This is a genomic window from Mycobacterium sp., from assembly GCF_049683935.1.
Taxonomy (GTDB): Bacteria; Actinomycetota; Actinomycetes; order Mycobacteriales; family Mycobacteriaceae; genus Mycobacterium.
In genome coordinates this window covers 1-18739 of record NZ_JBAUJR010000197.1, presented here as the reverse complement: position 1 = coordinate 18739, position 18739 = coordinate 1, and the positions used below count along the sequence as shown (strand labels likewise).

Here is an 18739-nt window from a genome sequence, read left to right as displayed (position 1 = left end):
GCGCAGGAAGGACACCGCGTCGGTCATCGTGCCCGCGTCGCGCGCCGGGATATCGACGCGTTTGGCCAGGTGGGCGCCGACCGCGACGAACACCGCGTCGAAGTCGCCCTCATCCCGTTCGGCTGCGAGATCGGTGACCCGGTGGTCACGCGTCAGCGTCACGCCCATGGCCAACACCCGGTCCACTTCGTCGTCCAGCACGTCGCGGGGTAGCCGGTAGCTCGGAATGCCGTAGCGCATCATCCCGCCGGGCGCGGCTCCCGCATCGCGGATCTCGACCTCGTGGCCCAACCGCGCGAGATGGTAGGCGGCCGACAGGCCACTGGGTCCGGCGCCGATGACGAGAACCTTTCTGCCCGTAGGGGTGTGTGGTGCTTCGAAGCGCCAGGCGCGCTCCCGGGCGAGGTCGCCGAGGAATCGTTCGATGGAGTGGATCGATACAGCGCTGTCGAGATTGGCTCGGTTGCAGACGGTTTCACATGGGTGGTAGCACACCCGACCGTGGATGGCGGCGAACGGATTGTCTGCGACGAGCCTGCGCCACGCGGCCTCGTGCCGTCCTGCGGTGGCGTGCGCCAGCCAGGCCTGGATGTTCTCTCCCGCCGGGCACCCCGCGTTGCAGGGCGGCAGCAGGTCGACGTAGACGGGTCGGCGTTCGCGTACCGGACCCGCCCGGGCATGCCCGTGGCTGAGGTCCGCCAGTGGTGTGACGTCTGCGGGATCGGTCATCAGCCGGGGAACCGGACCGTGGTGCCCGGCATCAGCTCGACGACCTTCCCGTGGCACTCGACTTCGATCCCGGCCGCGTCCCGGGGATCCACGCTGATGATCACGCCTTTACCGCTGACCCGAAGGTGCAGGTGCAGGCCGCGGTAGTGGATCGGTATCGCAAGCACACCAAGACTTTCCGGCCAGTGAGGGGAGAGGATGATCCGGTTGGACCGGGTCTCCAGCCCGGTGAAGCACCGTTGCATGAGGTCCACGGTGCCTGCCATGGCCGCCAGGTGGATGCCCTCGGAGGTGGTGCCGCCCTGGATGTCGGAGACATCGGACCTCAGTGCCTGGGTGAAGAACTCCAGTGCGCGGTCGCGGTTGGCCCGGGCCAGCACCCAGGTGTGTACCACACCACTGAGCGTCGATCCGTGCGAGGTGCGGGCAAGGTAGTAGTCCACCATCTGGGGAACCTGTTCCGGCGCGAAGTGATACCCGAGCCGGGTGAGTAGTTCACGAAGCTCGTCGGCGGACAGCAGGTACAGCAGCATCAACGCGTCGGCCTGCTTGGACGCCTTGTAGCGATTGATGTCGTCCTGTTCGGCCTCCAGGATGCGGTCCAGCCTCTGGATGTTGCCGTACTGGCTGCGCAGCCGTTCCCAATCCAGTTCTGCCAGATCGTCGTATCCCTCGAACTGGCTGATCACCCCGTCGTGGAACGGCACGAACATCCGCCGGCTGACGTCATCCCAGTGGTCGAGCTCGGCACTGTGAATGTCCAGCGTCTCCATGAGATCGAGTCGGTTCGGCAGCGGCAGCAGGTTCAGTGCGTCGATGGCGTGTGTGATGACCCAGACCGCCATGATGTTGGTGTATGCGTTGTCGTCGATGCCGTCGTAGGGGGCTTCGGGATATCCGGAATGGAACTCGTCAGGGCCGATGACACCTTTGATCCTGAAGCGTGCGCGCACGTCGTCGTAGGTGGCCAGGCTGACGAAGAACCGCGCGATCTCGGCCAGAAGCTCTGCGCCGTAGTCGATCAGGTAGGGGAGATCGCCGGTGGCCTGGTAGTACTTCCACGCGTTGTAGGCGACCGCGATGCCGATGTGGTGCGCGCGGGCGCTGGCATCGGGGTTCCAGTGTCCGCTGCGCGGGTTCAGGTGCAGCCGTTGGCTCTCCTCGCGACCGTCGCTACCCGACTGCCACGGGAACATCGCCCCCGCGTGGCCTGCCGCGCGGGCGGCGTGCCGCGCCTCCGGCAGGCGCCGGTAGCGGTAGGCCAGCAGGGACCGGGTCACCATGGGCAGCCGCAGGTTGAGGACAGGGAAGATGAACAGTTCATCCCAGAAGATGTGGCCGCGGTACGCCTCCCCGTGAAGGCCGCGGGCCGGCACCCCGGCGTCGAGGTCGGCGGTGTTGGGTGACACCGTCTGCAGCAGGTGCAGCAGATGCAATCGCAGGATCCGTACTTCGTCGGTGAAGTCGTCGAAGTCGATGGACAACCGCTCCCACAGGTGCGTCCAGGCGGTCAGATGTCCGTCGAGCAGGTCAGCGAACCCGCCGAGCCGGCCGACCCAACGCTCCGCGTCGACGCCGGGTTCGGACGTGGCGAAGTCACGGCCGGTGTAGACGGTGACGATCTTCTCGATCGTCACCGATTCACCGGCCGACAGCTGTATCGCGATATCGTGACCGATCTCGGCATCGTGTTCGAACAGCTGAAAAGTCGCGGCGACGGGTTCCCCGTCGCGCAGCACAGTGCTTCGCGCGGCCATGGCGACGGGGATCTGTGACTGGTTGGTGCGCATGGTCAACAGGACTGCGTTGCTAAAGATTTCACGGGTGACCGCCGACCCGAGATGCTCGCCGGCCAGATCCCGATAACGCTCGACGAGCGAGTTCGTGACGTTACCGTCGACCGTCGAGCGGAACTCGATCGTCCCCGACCAGTCCTCGGCGACGACCGTCGTCTCGAGGGCGCCGACATGGGGCAGGTGCATCGCCACGAACCGTCGTTGCGTCAGTGAGCTGGTCCGGCCGGCGTCGTCGCGGAACCGAACCTCCCGATGCAGCACCGCGCCGCGAAGATCGAGCGTCTGCCGGTGAGACAGCACGGTGACCGCGTCGATGTCGAACCAGTTACCGTCGTCGATCCGAAACGTCAGCGAAAGCCAGTTGGGCAGGTTGACCAGGCTCTCGTTGTCGATCTCCGTCCCGGCCACGTCGTCGACGAGTCGGTTGAACACCCCGGCGGCGTAGGTGCCCGGGTAATGAACCTGCCCGGCCTTCGACTCTGGTGCGGCGCCGCGGGTGGCGAAATAGCTGTTTCCCAACGTACACAGCGCTTCCCGGAGCTTCTCGCTCTGCGGATCGTATCCGTCGAAGACGTAATCCCAGGCTTCGCCCGACATTCGCTGTTTATAGGCCAGCCACTGCGAGCCGCGTCGGATGAACTCGCACACCTGATCCGGACTCCGGAGGGTGAAGTGGGCGGCCGACCTGCGGTCGCCGTCCTCGTCGTGTCCGACGACGACGCCGATCCCATCGAACGCGACCGCGTCGAAGGCGTCCTCGTCGGTGAGGTCGTCGCCGATGTAGAGCGGCAGCATCGAACGTGTCGGATCGATTCGGTCGCGAATCCAGGACAGCGTCGTGCCCTTGTCCCAATCGAGGTCCGGGCGTAACTCCACGAGCATTCGCCCGCTGGTCACCCGCAGCCCCGCCTTCGATCCGAGTTGATGTGCTGCAGAGACGATCTCACCGACTCGACCGGCTTCCGCCTGTCGGTAGTGCACTGCGACGGCAAAGCGCTTGTGTTCGACGCGCACTCCCGGGACGTGCCTGAGCGTACGGTCGAGTTCGGCGGCGGCCTGCTCCAGGACCGGGACGAACGCCGCTGCCGCGTCGTTGCAGTGGTGAGTACCGTCGGGCGCCGTCAACTCGAACCCGTGGCTGCCTGCGTACCAGAGAGAGGGAATGCCTATCCGGTCGCGAACATCGGCGAGATCGCGACCGCTCAGGATCGCAACGGGGCACACGTCGGAGACGAGTTGCAGCGCCTCGGCCGCGCCCTCGACCAGTCTGGCTGCCGCAGGATCGGAGACGATGGGTGACAGTGTCCCGTCGTAGTCCACGAACAATATCGACTCGCGTGCGCTCGTGATCCCGATCAACTGACCGTACGACGCCAGGGCATTCGGCAGTTCCGAGATCCGTCGGTCACCCGTGCGGACGGCGACGTCGGCCAGGTCGGGGAGCACCACGTCGGCACCGTGGCCGGCCAGACCCGCGGTGTCCGTGGTCCCGTTGATACCGATGACGAGCGCGAACCCGCCGACGCGGCCCGCGGCCACACCGGCGGCGGAGTTCTCCATGACCACACACCGTTGCGGACGCACCCCCAGCCGGCGGGTGGCCTCCAGAAGGGCCTGGGGATTCGGGTTTTCGGCTGTTCCCCGGTCTCCGTTTGCTCCGTCGACGCAGACCGCGAACAGGCCGTCGATGCCCGCGTCCTCGAGCGCCTTCCGGCATCGTGGGCTCGACGAGTATGCCGCCGCGGCCATCCCGATTCCCTGCAGCTTGCGCGCCAGATCGACCGTCGCGCCGAACAGTGGCACGTCGCTGGTCAGCGCACCGTCGAGATCGAACAGCACCGCATCGTGATAACGCGGGTCGATCGTCACCGGCAGCTTCATCGGGCCGGCACGAGCAATTGTTCCAACTCCAGAATCTGCCGGGTGGTCTTCACTACGGTGTCGGGATTCAAGCTCATCGAGTCGATGCCGAGCCGGACCAGGAACTCGGCCATGTCGGGGTAATCCGACGGGGCCTGTCCGCACAAACCGGAGTGAATCCCGTTGCGACGACAGCCCTCGACCGCCAGCCGGATCATCTCCTTGACCCCGTCGTCGCGTTCGTCGTAGTCGAAGGCGACTATCTCGCTGTCCCGGTCAACCCCCAAAGTCAACTGAGTGAGGTCGTTGGAACCGATGGAGAAGCCGTCGAAGCGCTTGGCGAACTCGTCGATGAGGATCACGTTGTTCGGGATCTCGCACATCGCATAGATCTCGAGCCCGTTCTGACCCCGTTCCAGGCCGAGTTCCGCCATCGTCTGCAGTACCAGATCAGCCTCGGCGACGCGCCGGACGAAGGGCAACATCAGAATGACATTGGTCAAGCCCATGTCGTTGCGAACCCGTTTCATAGCGGCACATTCCAAGGCGAATCCTTCGGCGTAGGCCGGGTGCGCGTAGCGCGAGGCGCCGCGAAAGCCGATCATCGGGTTGCTCTCGGACGGCTCGAAGCTCTGCCCACCGATCAGACTGGCGTACTCGTTGGACTTGAAGTCCGACATACGCACCACCACGGGCTTGGGCCAGAATGCGGCGGCGATGGTGCCGATACCTTCCGAGAGACGTTCGGTGAAGAACGCACTGCCGTCGGCGTATCCCTGGATGAGATGGTCGACCATCTGTCGTGCATCCTGTTCGCCGACCCTTTCCGGGTGTAGCAGAGCGAGCGGGTGAACCCGGATGTACTCGCTGATGATGAACTCCATCCGGGCGAGTCCCACACCGTCGTTCGGCAGGAAGGACGTCTTGAAGGCGAGGTCGGGATTGCCGAGGTTGAGCATGATCTGCGTCCGGGGCCGCGGCAGATCGCCGACCTCGGTTCTGTCGACATGGAAACCCACCGCGCCCTCATACACCCGCCCGGTGTCGCCCTCGGCGCAGGACACCGTCACAACCGCACCCTCGGGAACAAAGGTGGTGGCGTTCCCGGTGCCGACCACGGCGGGTATACCGAGCTCGCGCGCGATGATGGACGCGTGGCAGGTGCGGCCGCCGCGGTTAGTGACGATCGCCGCTGCGGTTTTCATCACCGGCTCCCAGTCCGGTGTGGTGGTGTCAGCGACCAGCACCTCGCCAGGTTTGAATTCGTGCAGCTGTGTGAGGTTTTCGATTCTCCTGGCGGCACCGGAGGCGATCCGCTCACCGACTGAGCGGCCCTCGGTGACGATCGCGCTCCTGCCCTCGAGCACATAGGTCTCCAGCGCCGTCACACTGTGCTGGGACGCCACAGTCTCGGGGCGCGCCTGAACGATGTAGAGCTGACCGTCGAGACCGTCCTTCGCCCACTCCATGTCCATCGGTCTGCCGTAGTGCGCCTCGATTGCGCACGCGTAGCCGGCCAACTCGAGGACGTCGGCATCGGTGAGGCAGAACCGGGTCCGGTCTGCCTTCGGGGTGGGGATGTTCCTCGTGGTGTTCTTGGTCTCGCCGTCGACGAGGATCATCTTCACGGCCTTGTCGCCGAGGAGGCGACGCAACACGGCACGGTGGCCCGCGAGATAGGTCGGTTTGTGCACGTAGAACTCGTCTGGATCGACCGCGCCCTGGACGACGTTCTCGCCGAGGCCGTACGCGCCGGTGATGAACACGGTGTCGCGGAAACCCGATTCGGTGTCCAGCGAGAACATCACCCCGGAGGACGCGATGTCGGAGCGCACCATCTTCATCACACCGATCGACAGCGAGACCTTGAAATGGTCGAAGCGCTGGTCGATTCGATAGTGGATGGCCCGGTCGGTGAACAGGCTCGCGAAGCACCGTCGGCACGTGTCGAGCAGACTCTCGTCGCCCTTGATGTTGAGGTACGAGTCCTGTTGGCCGGCAAAGCTCGCGGTCGGTAGGTCCTCGGCCGTCGCCGAACTGCGCACCGCCAGGCTGACCTCCTCGCCGTACTCGCGCTGCAGTGCCCGGTAGCCGTCCAGGATCGCGGCGGCCAGATCGTCGGGGAGCCCGGCACCGTAGACGATCTCTCTGGCACGCTTGGCTTTCCGCGCCAGCGCCGCGACGTCTGCGGGGTCGATGTCGTCGAGTTCGGCGTGCAGGCGGTCCCACGCGCCGGCCTCGTCCAACATGTGCCGATAGGCGGCAGCGGTGATGGCGAATCCGTGAGGGACGCGGACGCCCTGCCCGGAGAGCTTCTGGAACATCTCACCGAGAGAGGCGTTCTTGCCGCCGACGAGTGGCACGTCATCGATGCCCACGTCTTCGAAGAATCGGACGAATCCAGACGTATCCATGACGTGTCCTTCCGTAGCGCAACCTCGGTGCCGCGCCACGACCCAAACCTCCCACAGCCGCACGGCGGGACACAGGGCCGAAGGTCACTGGCACAGGTGACTTCCTCGATGATGAGTTGATCTGCCGCCGAGGGCTTTACACCGACTCGGCGGGGGCAGTCAGCTCGGTGGGCTCGGCGGTGATGTCGAAGAGTCGCTCGACGTCGGCACGAGTGCAGGCAGCAGTCCCCGGAGTCATCAACATGGCCGCGCCCGCGGCGATACCGAACCGCAGCGCCTTCGGCAGTGCCCACCCTCGGCTCAGCCCGTAGGTGATCCCGGCGACCATGGCATCACCGGCACCGACGCCGCTGCCGGGTGGTACCGCGACCGCCGGGTAGCGCTGGGCGCCGTGTGCGGTGACCAACAGGGCGCCCTGAGCGCCGAGCGACACGACGATGTTTCGGGCGCACCCTCGTTCGATCAGTTCTCTGGCCGCCGCCACCTGTTCGGTTTCGTCGGCCAACCCACGGCGGACGCATTCGCGAAGCTCGCGGACACTGGGCTTGAGCAGGAACACCGTTCCGCCGCTCAGATGACGCAGACCGCTTCCGGATGCGTCGAGAATCAGTGGGGTGTCGATGCGTCGGCACACCTCGGCGATTCGGTTGTAGAAGTCCGGTGACACCGCGGGCGGCAGGCTTCCGCTGGCGACCACAAAGTCCGCTGCGGCGGCGACCTCAGCCAACGCGTCCAGACATGCTTCCTGTTCGGTGGCGCTGAGCACCGGCCCGGGCAGTACGAAACGAAACTGCCGTTCGGTGCGGCGTTCGTTCACCGTGAAGCTCTCCCTGGTCGGTTCGGCGATCCGGATCCGGCGCGACGGCAGACCCGCAGCGTCGAGCATGTCGGTCACCAGATCGCCACTGGCGCCACCTGCCGGAAACAGTGCCAGCGCCGACACGCCGAGCGCATCGGCTACCCGGGCGACGTTGATGCCGCCACCGCCTGGGTCGTAACGCGCTGAGCCGCAACGTATCTTCTCTGTCGGCAGCACCGTGTCGGTGTCGGTGGTGATGTCCAGTGCCGGGTTCATCGTCAACGTCACGATCCGCGGGCCTGCCCCCGGTGTGTCTGCGGTGGTGGTGTCGGCCATCCGTGGCGTCACGAGGATCACCCGCCTTCCGTTCGGCTTCGACCCTAGGTTCGGCAGCCGGCTCGGTGAATGGCCGGAAGTCCCTCAGGTGATGCCGTAGGGCCCGACTGCGTTTCCGGTGACCACGCCGGCCCGAACGACGCTCGACCCCCCAACGACGTTGTCCCCGAGGATTGAGGACTTGCGGCCCTGCCGCGACGCCGCCGAGCAGCGCAGTGTCGTCACATGGAGCATCTGAGCGCGCTTGATGCGAGCTTTCTGCAGGCCGAGGACTCCGACCCGCACGTGAGTCTGGCCGTGGGTGCAGTGTCGATAATCGAAGGTCCGGCGCCCGAATACGACGACTTGGTGTCGGCGTTCGCCGACCGGGCGCGGAGCATCCCCCGCTGCACGCAGGTAGTGCATACCCGGCCCTTCGATCTCGCCGCGCCCGAGTGGCTGGAGGACCCGCACTTCGACATCGCGCACCATCTGCATCGGGTCGCCCTGCCGGTCCCGGGCGGCGATGCCGAACTGTTCACGATGATCGCCGGCATCATGGAGCAGCGACTCGACCGCGACCGGCCGTTGTGGGAGTGCTGGATCATCGAGGGCCTCGGCGCGGGCCGGTGGGCGACGCTGATGAAGATTCACCACTGCATCGCCGATGGCATCGCCACGGCGCAGATGCTGGCGAAGCTGAGCGACGACGGCGGCGGCGGCGACAGTTTTGCCGGTGACATCCGCGCCGCGCGGGAATCCGAACCGTCGATTCTCGGCCTGCTGCGGCCCAGGCTCAACCCGATGACCTGGGTGAGTGACGCTTGGCGGGCAACTCTGGCCGCAACCAGCGCGGCCGAGCACGCCGTGGTGGGCGCAGCGGAGCTGTCAGCCCACGTGCTCGTCGCCGGCCAGGAGTCGTCGCTGAACGGGCCTGTGACCAGGATGCGGCGTTACAGTGCCGCGCTGGTGGACCTCGCCGTCATGAAGGAGGTGAGCCGCAGGTTCGAGGTGACGCTCAACGATGTGGCACTGGCTGCCATCACCAGCAGTTACCGGACGATGCTGATCGACCGGGGTGAATCGCCGGGACCGCACTCGTTGCGCACGCTGATCCCGGTATCGATGCGCTCAGCCGACCACTTCGACATCACCGACAACAGTGTGTCGGCCATGCTGCCGTTGCTGCCGGTTGACGAACCCGACCCCGTCAAGCAGTTGGAGTTCGTGCACCAGCGGCTGAGCCGCGCGAAGGACAGCGGCCAGCGCGAGGGCGGACGCGCCGTGTTCGCAGCCGCAGGCAGCATCCCATTTGCGTTTTCGGCGTGGACGATTCGATTTCTCACCCGGCTGCCGCAGAAGTCGGTGACTGCGCTGGCGACGAACGTACCGGGTCCTCGTGGACGGCAGAGAGTCTTGGGACGCACGGTGCTGGAGATCCTGCCCATACCCCCGATCGCGCTTCATCTGCGCACCGGAATCGCCATGCTCAGCTACGCGGGTCGATTCTCCTTCGGCATCACCGCCGACTACGACAGCGCACCTGACGTCGATGCGCTCGCCCGGGGGATCGAGGATGCGGTCCAGCGACTGGCAGCGCTCGGCCGAGGGAATGCTCTCACGCCCCCGGACGGTGCAGCCCGAGCGGATGTCGGTGCCAAATGACGGAGTTCATGCGCAACAGCGACGCGTTCACCTGGGCGATGGAAAGCGACCCCAGGCTCCGCTCGACCGTGGTCACGGTGATCCTGCTCGACCGATCGCCGGACTGGGATGAGGTGCGTAACCGGTTCGATGTGATCTCGCGCGCGGTCCCGATGTTGCGACAGCGTGTTGTCCCCTCGCCGCCTCCCGCACCGCCGAGGTGGGAGCATGCCCCGGATTTTGACCTCGACTTCCACATGCGAAGGGTGACCGCGCCCGCGCCCGGCACGATCGACGCGGTGCTGGAGATGGCGCGGGTAGCGGCAATGGAGGACTTCGACAGGGCTCGCCCGCTGTGGGAGGCCACCCTCATCGACGGACTCGACAACGACGGCGCGGCGCTGGTCCTGAAGTTCCATCATGCGTTGACCGACGGCGTCGGGGGCGTCCAGATCGCGATGATCCTCTTCGACTTGTCGGAGATGCACGAGCAGCACGGGCCGATGGCGGTGCTGCCCGAAGTGCCGCCCCCGGCGTGGCTGCGCACCTACCGCGACACTGCACAATACGACGCGCGAATGCTGAGCAACGCCCTTGTGGGAACCCTGAAAATGACCCCGAAGGTGTTGTCTCAGAGCATCCTTCGACCGGTGGAGTCGGTGTCGTCGGCAGCCGAGTTGGCTGCGTCGGTGTACCGGACCATGCGACCGGTCACCCGGCGGGGCTCGCCGCTGATGAGTGAGCGCAGCATGATCCGCAGGCTCGGCGTACACGAGGTCCCGTTCGGACAGCTTCGGGCCGCCGCCCACCACGGTGGGGGCGCGTTGAACGACGCCTTCGTCGCGGGAGTGGCCGGAGGTTTGCGTCGCTACCACGAGAAGCACGACGTCACTGTGGGCGACCTTCACCTGACGATGCCGATGAGCCTGCGCCGTGAGGGTGACGAGATCGGCGGCAACCGGATCACCATCATGCGGTTCGACGTCCCGGTCGGTGTCACCGATCCGGTGGAACGAATCCGCCAGATCCACGACGTCACGGGCAAAGTGCGGCAGGAGAAGTCGGTGCCCTACACCCAGTGGATCGCCGGCGCGCTCAATATGATGCCCCGGTGGTACATCGGCTCGATCCTGCGCAACGTCGACTTCCTGTGCAGTGACGTGCCCGGAATCCCGGTGCCGGTGTTCCTTGGTGGCGCAAAAGTGTTGACCCAGTACGGATTCGGTCCGACCATCGGCTCTGCTGTCAACGTGACGTTGTTGACCTATGTCGATGTGTGCACGCTGGGTATCGACGTCGACACCGCCGCGATCCCGGACTACGACGTGTTCTACGACTGCCTTGTCGCCGGTTTCGACGAAGTGTTGGCGCTGGGTACGGCTCAAGCCTGACTGACAGGGGAGCGGATACGACGTACCCGCCGACCTACCCCGGTGTCGGGGACCCCGGACTCTGCGCGGTGCGCAGTCGCACTCCTAGCGTTGACCCATGGGTGAACAGAGACCGGTGCTCGCGGGGATGATGGCAGCAACCGGTGCGGTCGGGCTGTATCGCTACGTGGTGCGGCCGTGGATGTACCGTTGGGGCGCAAACGACGACGAGCTGACAGCGGTGCTGCCCGGTGACGAGCTGGTGGCGTCGGGCGGGCCCAGGACCACCCGTGCGTTGACGATCGACGCGTCTCCCGGGCAGGTGTGGCCGTGGCTGGCGCAGATCGGCGAGGACCGCGGCGGGTTCTACAGCTACTCGGCTCTGGAACGGCTCGTCGGCGCGCACATTCACAACGCGGCCACCGTTCACCCGGAACGGCAGGACGTGAGGGTCGGCGACACCATATGGCTGGCGCGTCGCTACGGCGGCGCCGCCCGGCAACTGGTGGCGGCCGTCGAACCCTGGTCGCATCTGGTGTTGATATCGCCCGACGACTTCGATCAGATGGAGCGGGGGCACCTCGCCAACGGCGCGTGGGGGTTCCACCTGCGCGGCACTGCAGGGTGCACCCGCTTGCTGGTCCGGGGCAGCGGTGGTGCGGTGGGGAACCCAGCGTTCGACATCCCGCACTTCGTGATGGAACAGAAGATGATGCGTGGTGTCCGCGCCCGGGCCGAGCAGACGCGAAGGGATGCGGTGGTGGCACACGGCGTCCGCGCCGGGGACCGTGCACCCTGCCGTGCGGCCGGCGATACCACCGCAGCAGCGGAATCACCAGACTCTCGCGCGACACAGAGGTGTGGTGACACACTGTTGTCGTGACCGACAGGTCCGATGCAGACTCGGCTGTGCACCCGGTGCGCGACACCCTCTCTCAGCTCCGACTTCGTGAACTCCTGAGCGAGGTCCAGGACCGCGTCGAGCAGATCGTCGAAGGCCGGGACCGACTCGACGGGCTCGTCGAAGCGATGCTCGTGGTCACCGCAGGTCTGGAACTCGACGAGACTCTGCGCACGATCGTGCACACGGCGATCAATCTGGTGGACTCCCGCTACGGAGCGCTGGGCGTGCGTGGCCATGACCACGAACTCGTCGAGTTCATCTACGAGGGAATCGACGAGGCCACGCGTGAGGAGATCGGACACCTCCCCGAGGGGCACGGCGTGCTGGGTGTGCTGATCGACGACCCGAAACCGATCCGGCTCGACCACATCTCCCACCACGCCGCATCGGTGGGTTTTCCGCTGCACCACCCACCGATGAAGACGTTCCTCGGGGTGCCGATCCGAATCCGTGACGAAGTGTTCGGGAATCTCTACCTGACCGAGAAGGCAGGCGGGCTGCCGTTCAGCGAGGACGACGAGGTGCTCGTCCAGGCGCTGGCCGCGGCCGCCGGCATCGCGATCGAGAATGCGCGGCTCTATGAACAGTCCAAAATTCGTCAAGCGTGGATCGAGGCCACCCGCGACATCGGGACCGAACTGCTGGCAGGGACCGATCCGGCGACGGTGTTCCGCCTGATCGCCGATGAATCCCTGGCGCTCAGCGGCGCCGTACAAACCTTCGTGGCGGTCCCGTCGGACCCCGAGTTGCCGGTCAGCGAAACCACCGATCTCGTCATCTCGGCAACCGCAGGCGACAATCCGGTCCTGGACGTGCGGACGATACCGGTGGAGGGGACGGTGATCGGTGACGCCTTCGTCGGGCGCACGCCGGGACGATTCAACGGTGTGGACCTCGCGGGCGCCGCGACGAAGAGTGGTCCGGCGTTGGTGCTCCCGCTACGTGCAACCGAGACCGTCGTCGGGGTGCTCGTCGCGCTCCGGCTTCCCGGTGCGCAACCGTTCACCGGTGAGCAACTCGACATCATGGCGGCATTTGCGGACCAGGCGGCGCTGGCGTGGCAGCTGGCCAGCACCCAGCGTCAGATGCGCGAGTTGAGCATCCTGACCGATCGTGACCGCATCGCCCGCGACCTGCATGACCATGTGATTCAGCGGTTGTTCGCCGTCGGGCTGGCCCTGCAGGGGACGATTCCACGAGCACGCTCCACCGAGGTGCAACAACGGCTCATGGGGTGCGTCGACGATCTGCAGGAAGTCATTCAGGAGATCCGCACCGCGATATTCGATCTACACGGCTCTTCGTCGGGCGTCACCCGGTTGCGCCAGCGTCTCGACGAGGCCGTCGCTCAGTTCGCCGGCTCGGACCTCCGTACGAGTGTGCAATTCGTCGGTCCGCTCTCGGTTGTGGATGGCGCGCTGGCTGATCACGCCGAGGCGGTTGTTCGCGAGGCTGTCAGCAACGCGGTCCGGCACGGAAAGGCCAGCACCCTCAGCGTCAATGTGCTCGTCGAGGACGAGTTGTCGATCGAGATCAGCGACAACGGCTGCGGTCTACCCGACGAGATCACCGGCAGTGGCCTGATTAACCTACGCCGGCGCGCCGACGACGCGGGCGGCACCTTCAGCGTCGAGAACTCACCGGGTGGCGGCACGTTGCTGAAATGGTGTGCACCGCTTCCCTAGGCGCTGAACGCGGCCCGCACCGACTGACCAAAGGCCCTATCCCGGGGGCGTGAGCCCTCGTTACCGTGCAGCCATGAGTAGGGCTGCGCTGCCGATCGTCGTCGGCGTCGACGGATCACGCGCTGCGCTCAACGCCATCGGATGGGCGGTGCCCGAAGCCGTCCACCTCGATGTGCCCCTTCGAATAGTGCACGCGGTCCCCGGCGGTGCGCAGCACTCACCGCACACCCACTCGGTCGTGGCGGCGGCCGAAGCCGAGGCGACACGAGCAGGACGCACGATTCGGTTCGAGTCCGCGTGCACCGAAGGAGATCCCGGCGACGTCCTCGTCGCCGAATCGGTTCGCGCGCAGATGGTCTGCATCGGAGTCCCGAGCCGAGAGCGACTGGAAGGACGTCTGTTCGGTCCCGTCTCGGCCGCGCTCGCATCGGGAGCGCACTGCCCGGTCGCGCTCATTCGGTCCGACTCCGCGGGATCACTCTGCGACACCGGCGTGATTTCAGTTGTCCTGGATGACGATCCGGACAACGACTCCGTGGTCCACCTGGCTATGCAGGAGGGTCGCCTGCGCGACGCGACCGTACGTCAGGTGGATCGGCGGCTCGACAGTTGGGTTCGGCGATATCCCGATGTACACGTCGAAACGGTTGCGGCGGGTAGCGGTAGGGCATACTCCGAATTGCATCCGGACCGTCAACACGTCCAGTTGGCCGTGGTGGGCCATGCCGACGCGGATCGGATCACCGACCTGGAGGTGCCCAATTGTCACCCGATCCTCGGTTACCCTGACTGCTCTGTGCTGCTGGTTCGCCGTTGACGCCGCGGTGTTCTCATGACCGGCCGGTCGGCGCGGGCCACACCGAACACGTGGCGCCCTGACGCAGATCACCTGCTTCCGGGTTTGACGCAGTTCAGTCAGTACGAGCGCTCCTGGCTGCGTGCTGATCTGACGGCGGGGGTGACCGTCGCGGCATATCTGATCCCGCAAGCGATGGCCTACGCCACCCTGGCCGGACTCCCGCCCGTCACCGGTTTGTGGGCGGCGCTCGTGCCACTTGCGTTGTACGCCGTGCTCGGATCGTCGCGGCAGTTGTCGGTGGGACCCGAGGCGAGCACCACGGCGATGACCGCGGCCACCCTCGGGCCGATCGCCGGCGGTGACGCGGGGCGCTACGCCGCGTCGGCGGCAGTCCTTGCGTTGCTCGTCGGCGCGGTCTGCCTGATCGGGGGACTGCTGCGCCTCGGGTTCCTGGCCAACCTGCTGTCGCGACCGATCCTGGTCGGCTACATGGCAGGGATTGCGCTGGTGATGATCGCCGGGCAACTCGGCAAGATCACCGGGACAGAGGTGGCTGGAAGCGAGTTCATCTCTCAGACAGCTTCTTTCATCACCCATCTGGCCGAGGTGCACTGGCTCACCGTGACTTTGGCGGCCGCCGTGATCGCCATCCAGCTCCTGTTGGCGATACGAGCGGCACGCCTGCCCGGACCGCTGATCGCCGTTGTCCTGGCGTCGGTCGTGGTGCTGGTGTGGTCTCTGGAGTCGCGGGGCGTCGCCGTCGTCGGGGCAGTCCCGTCGGGGTTGCCGGGCATCGACATTCCAGTCCTCGGTCTCGACGAGATCGTGGCGTTGATCTTTCCCGCCGTGGGCATCGCGATCGTGGCGTTCTCCGACAACGTGGTCACCGCGCGGGTGTTCGCCGCACGCAGCGGCCAGGAGATCGACGCCAACGCCGAGATGCGCGCACTCGGGATGTGCAATATCGGCGCCGGGCTCACGCACGGTTTCCCGGTCAGCTCCAGTGGTAGCCGCACCGCGATCGGCCACGCGCTGGGTTCGAGAACCCAGGTCGCGTCACTGACCTCGCTCGGCGCGGTCATCATCGTGCTGGCCCTCGGTGGTGGCGTGCTGTCAACCGTCCCCCTCGCGGCGTTGGGAGGACTGGTCATCGTCGCCGCGCTACATCTGATCGACGGATCCGAGTTTCGCCGGTTGGCGGGGTTTCGCCGCAGCGAGCTGATTCTCGCCGTCGCCACCACAGCTGCGGTGATGGTCCTGGGTGTTCTGTACGGCGTTCTGGTCGCCGTGGCGTTGTCCATCCTCGACCTGATGCGCCGGGTGGCTCGGGCGCACGACAGCGTCCTCGGTTTTGTCCCCGGGTTGCCCGGTATGCACGACATCGATGACTATCCGCAGGCGAAGTTGTTGCCAGGCCTGGTGATGTACCGCTATGACGCACCCCTGTGCTTCGCCAACGCCGAAGACTTTCGCCTGCGAGCCCTGGAAGCCGTCGATGCCTATCCTCAGCCGGTGGAGTGGTTCGTGCTCAACGCCGAAGCCAACTCGGAGGTCGATCTCACGGCGTTGGATGCGCTGGAGCGCCTACGGGTCGAGCTGGGCAGGCGCGGTGTGCAGTTCGCGATGGCCCGGGTCAAGCAGGACCTGCGGGATGCGTTGCAGGCGGCCGGGATGCTGGAGAGCATCGGGTCCGATCACATCTACCCGACACTACCGACGGCCGTCGCTGCGTTCCGGCAGCGTGGCGGAAACGCCGGCAGCTCGTAGCACCGGCGGATTCAGCGCACCGTGACATCGCGATCGGGTTCGGCCCCGAAAATGAACCGGCGACCGGTGATCCGCGTCGGCAGTACCCGGACGTAGTGCTCTTTGACCGTCGCAGTCCACGGCAGCAGGTGGGCGCGCTCGGCCTCGTCGATCTCTTCGTCGGTATGCAGGGTGCGGGCCACCCCGTTGACGATCACGCTCCAGCCTTCGGCTGCCGTGTGGTCGTCGGCCTCGAACAGCACCTTCCTGTTGATGGCACTGCTGATGAGCTTGGTTCCCTCTGCGGTGCGGAACAGCACGGTGCGCCGCTGAACGACGAAGTTGACCGGAAAGATCTCCGGATTGCCGTCGGCGCTGGTCACCAATCGACCCAGAGTGACTCCCGAGAGCAGTTGCCAGCACTCACTTTCGGGCAGAATCGTGATCGGACGGTCGGTCGCGGCATAACTCATGGCGGTCCCCGTTCATTCAGCATCGTGTTCGGCAGCGTCGACCTGGATCGTCACCCGTCCCACCCATCGATCGGTTCAACGTATCGGCGATGGTCGGGGACTGCGTAGGGCCGTTGGACCACTGCTGGGGGCCGAACGTCCACTGCGGAATGTTCCGGGCATTGGTCACCGCGAAAGAGGACTTCTGTCTCTGTCACCGATTGGTACCCGTGGCCAGACTCGAAGACGTGGCCGCACCCTTTCCCGACGACGAGACCGTTTCCGCGGTCTTGGCGTTGGCGACCCGCGCACCGTCAGTACACAACTCTCAACCGTGGCTGTGGCGGGTCGGACCGCAGAGCCTGCACCTCTATGCCGACCGCACGCTGCATCTGAAGCACGCTGATCCGGATCGGCGCGAGCTGATCGTCAGCTGCGGCGCTGCGCTCAACCACTGCGTCGTCGCGCTGTCTGCCATGGGCTGGCAGGCGACGATCCATCGATTGCCCAACCCTTTCGAGCCCGACCATCTCGCCTCGATCACCGTGCAGCCACACCCTGTCCGGGAAACCGATGTAGCGCTCGCCGCCGCGATCACGACCAGGCGTACCGATCGGCGTTCCTTCAGCTCGCGAGCGGTGGACCTCGGTGACATCGCGTGGATGGTCGCCCGGGTCGCACGGATGGGTGTGTCACTGCGCCGGGTCGAGACGACGACCGACTTCAAGGCCGTGCTGACCCAGGCCTTGTGGGAACACGCGATGGACTCGGATTACGCACAGGAGCTGAGCACCTGGAGTGGTCGACACGCGGCGGCCGCCGGGGTGCCGGCGCGCAACACCCCCCGGTCCGATCCGACGTCGGCGGTGCCCGCGCGCGTCTTTGCGGGAAGCGCGTTGGAGCAGCCTTCTGATGCACCCCCCGAGTACGACAACGGCGTCCTTCTGGCGCTGGCCACCTCTGCAGACGACGAAGTGAGCAGGTTGCGGGCCGGAGAAGCGACCAGTTCGGCGCTGCTCACCGCAACGGTGAGAGGACTGGCTACCTGCCTGATGTCCGAGGTTCTGGAAGTCGGGGAAACCCGCACGATGTTGCGATCGGAGATCTTCGACGATCGGTACTTTCCGCAGATGCTCGTGCGCGTTGGATGGGCTCCTCTCGGCGCCGATCCGTTACCGGCGACTCCACGGCGGCCGGTCGGCGATCGGGTGGCACCCCTGGACGGCGCATAGCGTCACCTCTTGGTTGTCGTCACCACGAGATACTCAGCCTCATAGGCGGTTCGGCCGGGTTCGGTCGACTGGTTCCAGTTTTCCAGCAGTGCCAGGAAGTCGCGGTCCAGGGCTGCGGTCTCCTCGGGGTCGTCCTGGTTGAACCGGTAGGTCGTGATGGTGGGGCCGTAGTTGCGCTTCCAGTACTCCCGGAAGTCCAACGGCGTTGCGCAGTGGTCCATCAGGACCGTCTCACGGTGTGTCGCGAGGTGGGTGACCCTGTGGCCGAACAGGTCTCGGACGTGGTCCGCATCTCCCCACAGGGGCGCCGGACTGGCTCCCGGCGGTGGCGGAGGAGCATAGGGCTTCATCGTCGCGAAGAGGTTGCCGATGAAGCCGCCCGCCGTCCAGTTGATCATCCCGATCGTGCCGCCGGGACGGACGACCCGGATGATCTCGTCGGCGGTCGCCTTGTGGTGCGGGGCGAACATCGCACCCACACACGACATCACCACGTCGAAGCTGTTGTCGGCGAACGGCATCGACTCGGCATCGGCTTCGACCCAGTCGAGCGCGACACCCCGTTGCGTGGCGGTCGTGCGGCCGATGTCGAACAGCTCCGGCGTCAGGTCCGCGGCGGTCACGATGGCCCCAGCCACGGCCGCGGGGATGGCCGCATTGCCGGAGCCGGCAGCCACGTCGAGCACCTGTTGGCCGGCCTTGATGCCGCAGGCCTGAACCAGCCTGGGTCCGAGCGCGGGAATCAGTTCGGCGGCCACGGCCGGATAGTCACCGGATGCCCACAAGGCCCGGTGCTTGGCTTTGAGCCGGCGGTCGGCGTCCCGGTCAGACTCTGGCTGCGTGTGGGTCGGGGTGGTGCTCATCGGCGTACTCCTCGCATCGTGGTGTCACCTCGACCCTTGAGCATCGGGAGTTCTCCGACATCGGGAGGAGCTACCCATGTTCGGCACGCTTCAGGCGAGGATGCCCACCTCCCTTGCGCGACGCACAGCGT

13 protein-coding genes are annotated in these 18739 nt (G+C 66.1%); 7 read left to right on the top strand and 6 right to left on the bottom strand.

The window, feature by feature from the left end:
- The 4 genes from WA965_RS11185 to WA965_RS11170 all read right to left on the bottom strand — a co-directional run.
- A partial coding sequence (locus tag WA965_RS11185; RefSeq protein WP_526447508.1) for an FAD-dependent oxidoreductase occupies nt 1-729 on the bottom strand: 729 nt, incomplete at its 3' end.
- Complete coding sequence (otsB, locus tag WA965_RS11180) at nt 729-4406, bottom strand: trehalose-phosphatase (RefSeq protein WP_526301936.1); 3678 nt, start codon at nt 4404-4406, stop codon at nt 729-731. The genes WA965_RS11185 and otsB, both read right to left, overlap by 1 nt.
- Nucleotides 4403-6799: a phosphoenolpyruvate synthase gene (gene ppsA, locus WA965_RS11175; protein WP_526301934.1), complete on the bottom strand. Its 2397-nt coding sequence runs from the start codon at nt 6797-6799 to the stop codon at nt 4403-4405. The genes otsB and ppsA overlap by 4 nt, the downstream gene beginning before the upstream one ends.
- 136 nt (nt 6800-6935) lie before the next feature.
- Entirely contained in the window at nt 6936-7934 is a 999-nt protein-coding gene (locus WA965_RS11170; RefSeq protein ID WP_526301946.1) for a 1-phosphofructokinase family hexose kinase, read from the bottom strand.
- A 225-nt stretch (nt 7935-8159) separates the two neighbouring features.
- Between WA965_RS11170 and WA965_RS11165 the strand changes: the two genes are divergently transcribed.
- From WA965_RS11165 to sulP, 6 genes are all read left to right on the top strand, one after another.
- A complete protein-coding gene (locus WA965_RS11165; protein WP_526301930.1) occupies nt 8160-9578 on the top strand; it encodes a wax ester/triacylglycerol synthase family O-acyltransferase in 1419 nt (472 codons plus the stop codon).
- The gene (locus tag WA965_RS11160; RefSeq protein WP_526301928.1) at nt 9575-10948 is read left to right on the top strand and encodes a wax ester/triacylglycerol synthase domain-containing protein; all 1374 of its coding nucleotides are present in this window, start codon (nt 9575-9577) and stop codon (nt 10946-10948) included. The genes WA965_RS11165 and WA965_RS11160 overlap by 4 nt, the downstream gene beginning before the upstream one ends.
- A gap of 97 nt (nt 10949-11045) precedes the next feature.
- Nucleotides 11046-11810 (top strand): hypothetical protein, encoded by a 765-nt coding sequence (locus WA965_RS11155; RefSeq protein ID WP_526447506.1) that lies wholly within the window; start codon nt 11046-11048, stop codon nt 11808-11810.
- On the top strand, nt 11807-13516 hold the full coding sequence (locus WA965_RS11150) for a GAF domain-containing sensor histidine kinase (RefSeq protein WP_526302575.1): 1710 nt from the start codon (nt 11807-11809) through the stop codon (nt 13514-13516). The genes WA965_RS11155 and WA965_RS11150 overlap by 4 nt, the downstream gene beginning before the upstream one ends.
- Nucleotides 13517-13589: 73 nt before the next feature.
- A complete protein-coding gene (locus WA965_RS11145) occupies nt 13590-14333 on the top strand; it encodes a universal stress protein (RefSeq protein WP_526302573.1) in 744 nt (247 codons plus the stop codon).
- Between the two features lie 15 nt (nt 14334-14348).
- Nucleotides 14349-16082, top strand: a complete 1734-nt coding sequence (gene sulP, locus WA965_RS11140; protein ID WP_526302571.1) for a sulfate permease — start codon at nt 14349-14351, stop codon at nt 16080-16082.
- Nucleotides 16083-16093: 11 nt separating this feature from the next.
- On the opposite strand, the gene WA965_RS11135 is transcribed toward sulP, so the two are convergent.
- On the bottom strand, nt 16094-16534 hold the full coding sequence (locus tag WA965_RS11135; protein WP_526302569.1) for a pyridoxamine 5'-phosphate oxidase family protein: 441 nt from the start codon (nt 16532-16534) through the stop codon (nt 16094-16096).
- A gap of 227 nt (nt 16535-16761) precedes the next feature.
- On the opposite strand from WA965_RS11135, the gene WA965_RS11130 reads away from it, so the two are divergent.
- The gene (locus WA965_RS11130) at nt 16762-17745 is read left to right on the top strand and encodes an Acg family FMN-binding oxidoreductase (RefSeq protein ID WP_526302567.1); all 984 of its coding nucleotides are present in this window, start codon (nt 16762-16764) and stop codon (nt 17743-17745) included.
- Nucleotides 17746-17747: 2 nt separating this feature from the next.
- Here WA965_RS11130 and WA965_RS11125 read toward each other — a convergent pair whose 3' ends face one another.
- Entirely contained in the window at nt 17748-18608 is an 861-nt protein-coding gene (locus tag WA965_RS11125) for a methyltransferase domain-containing protein (RefSeq protein WP_526302565.1), read from the bottom strand.
- Between the last annotated feature and the right edge of the window lie 131 nt (nt 18609-18739).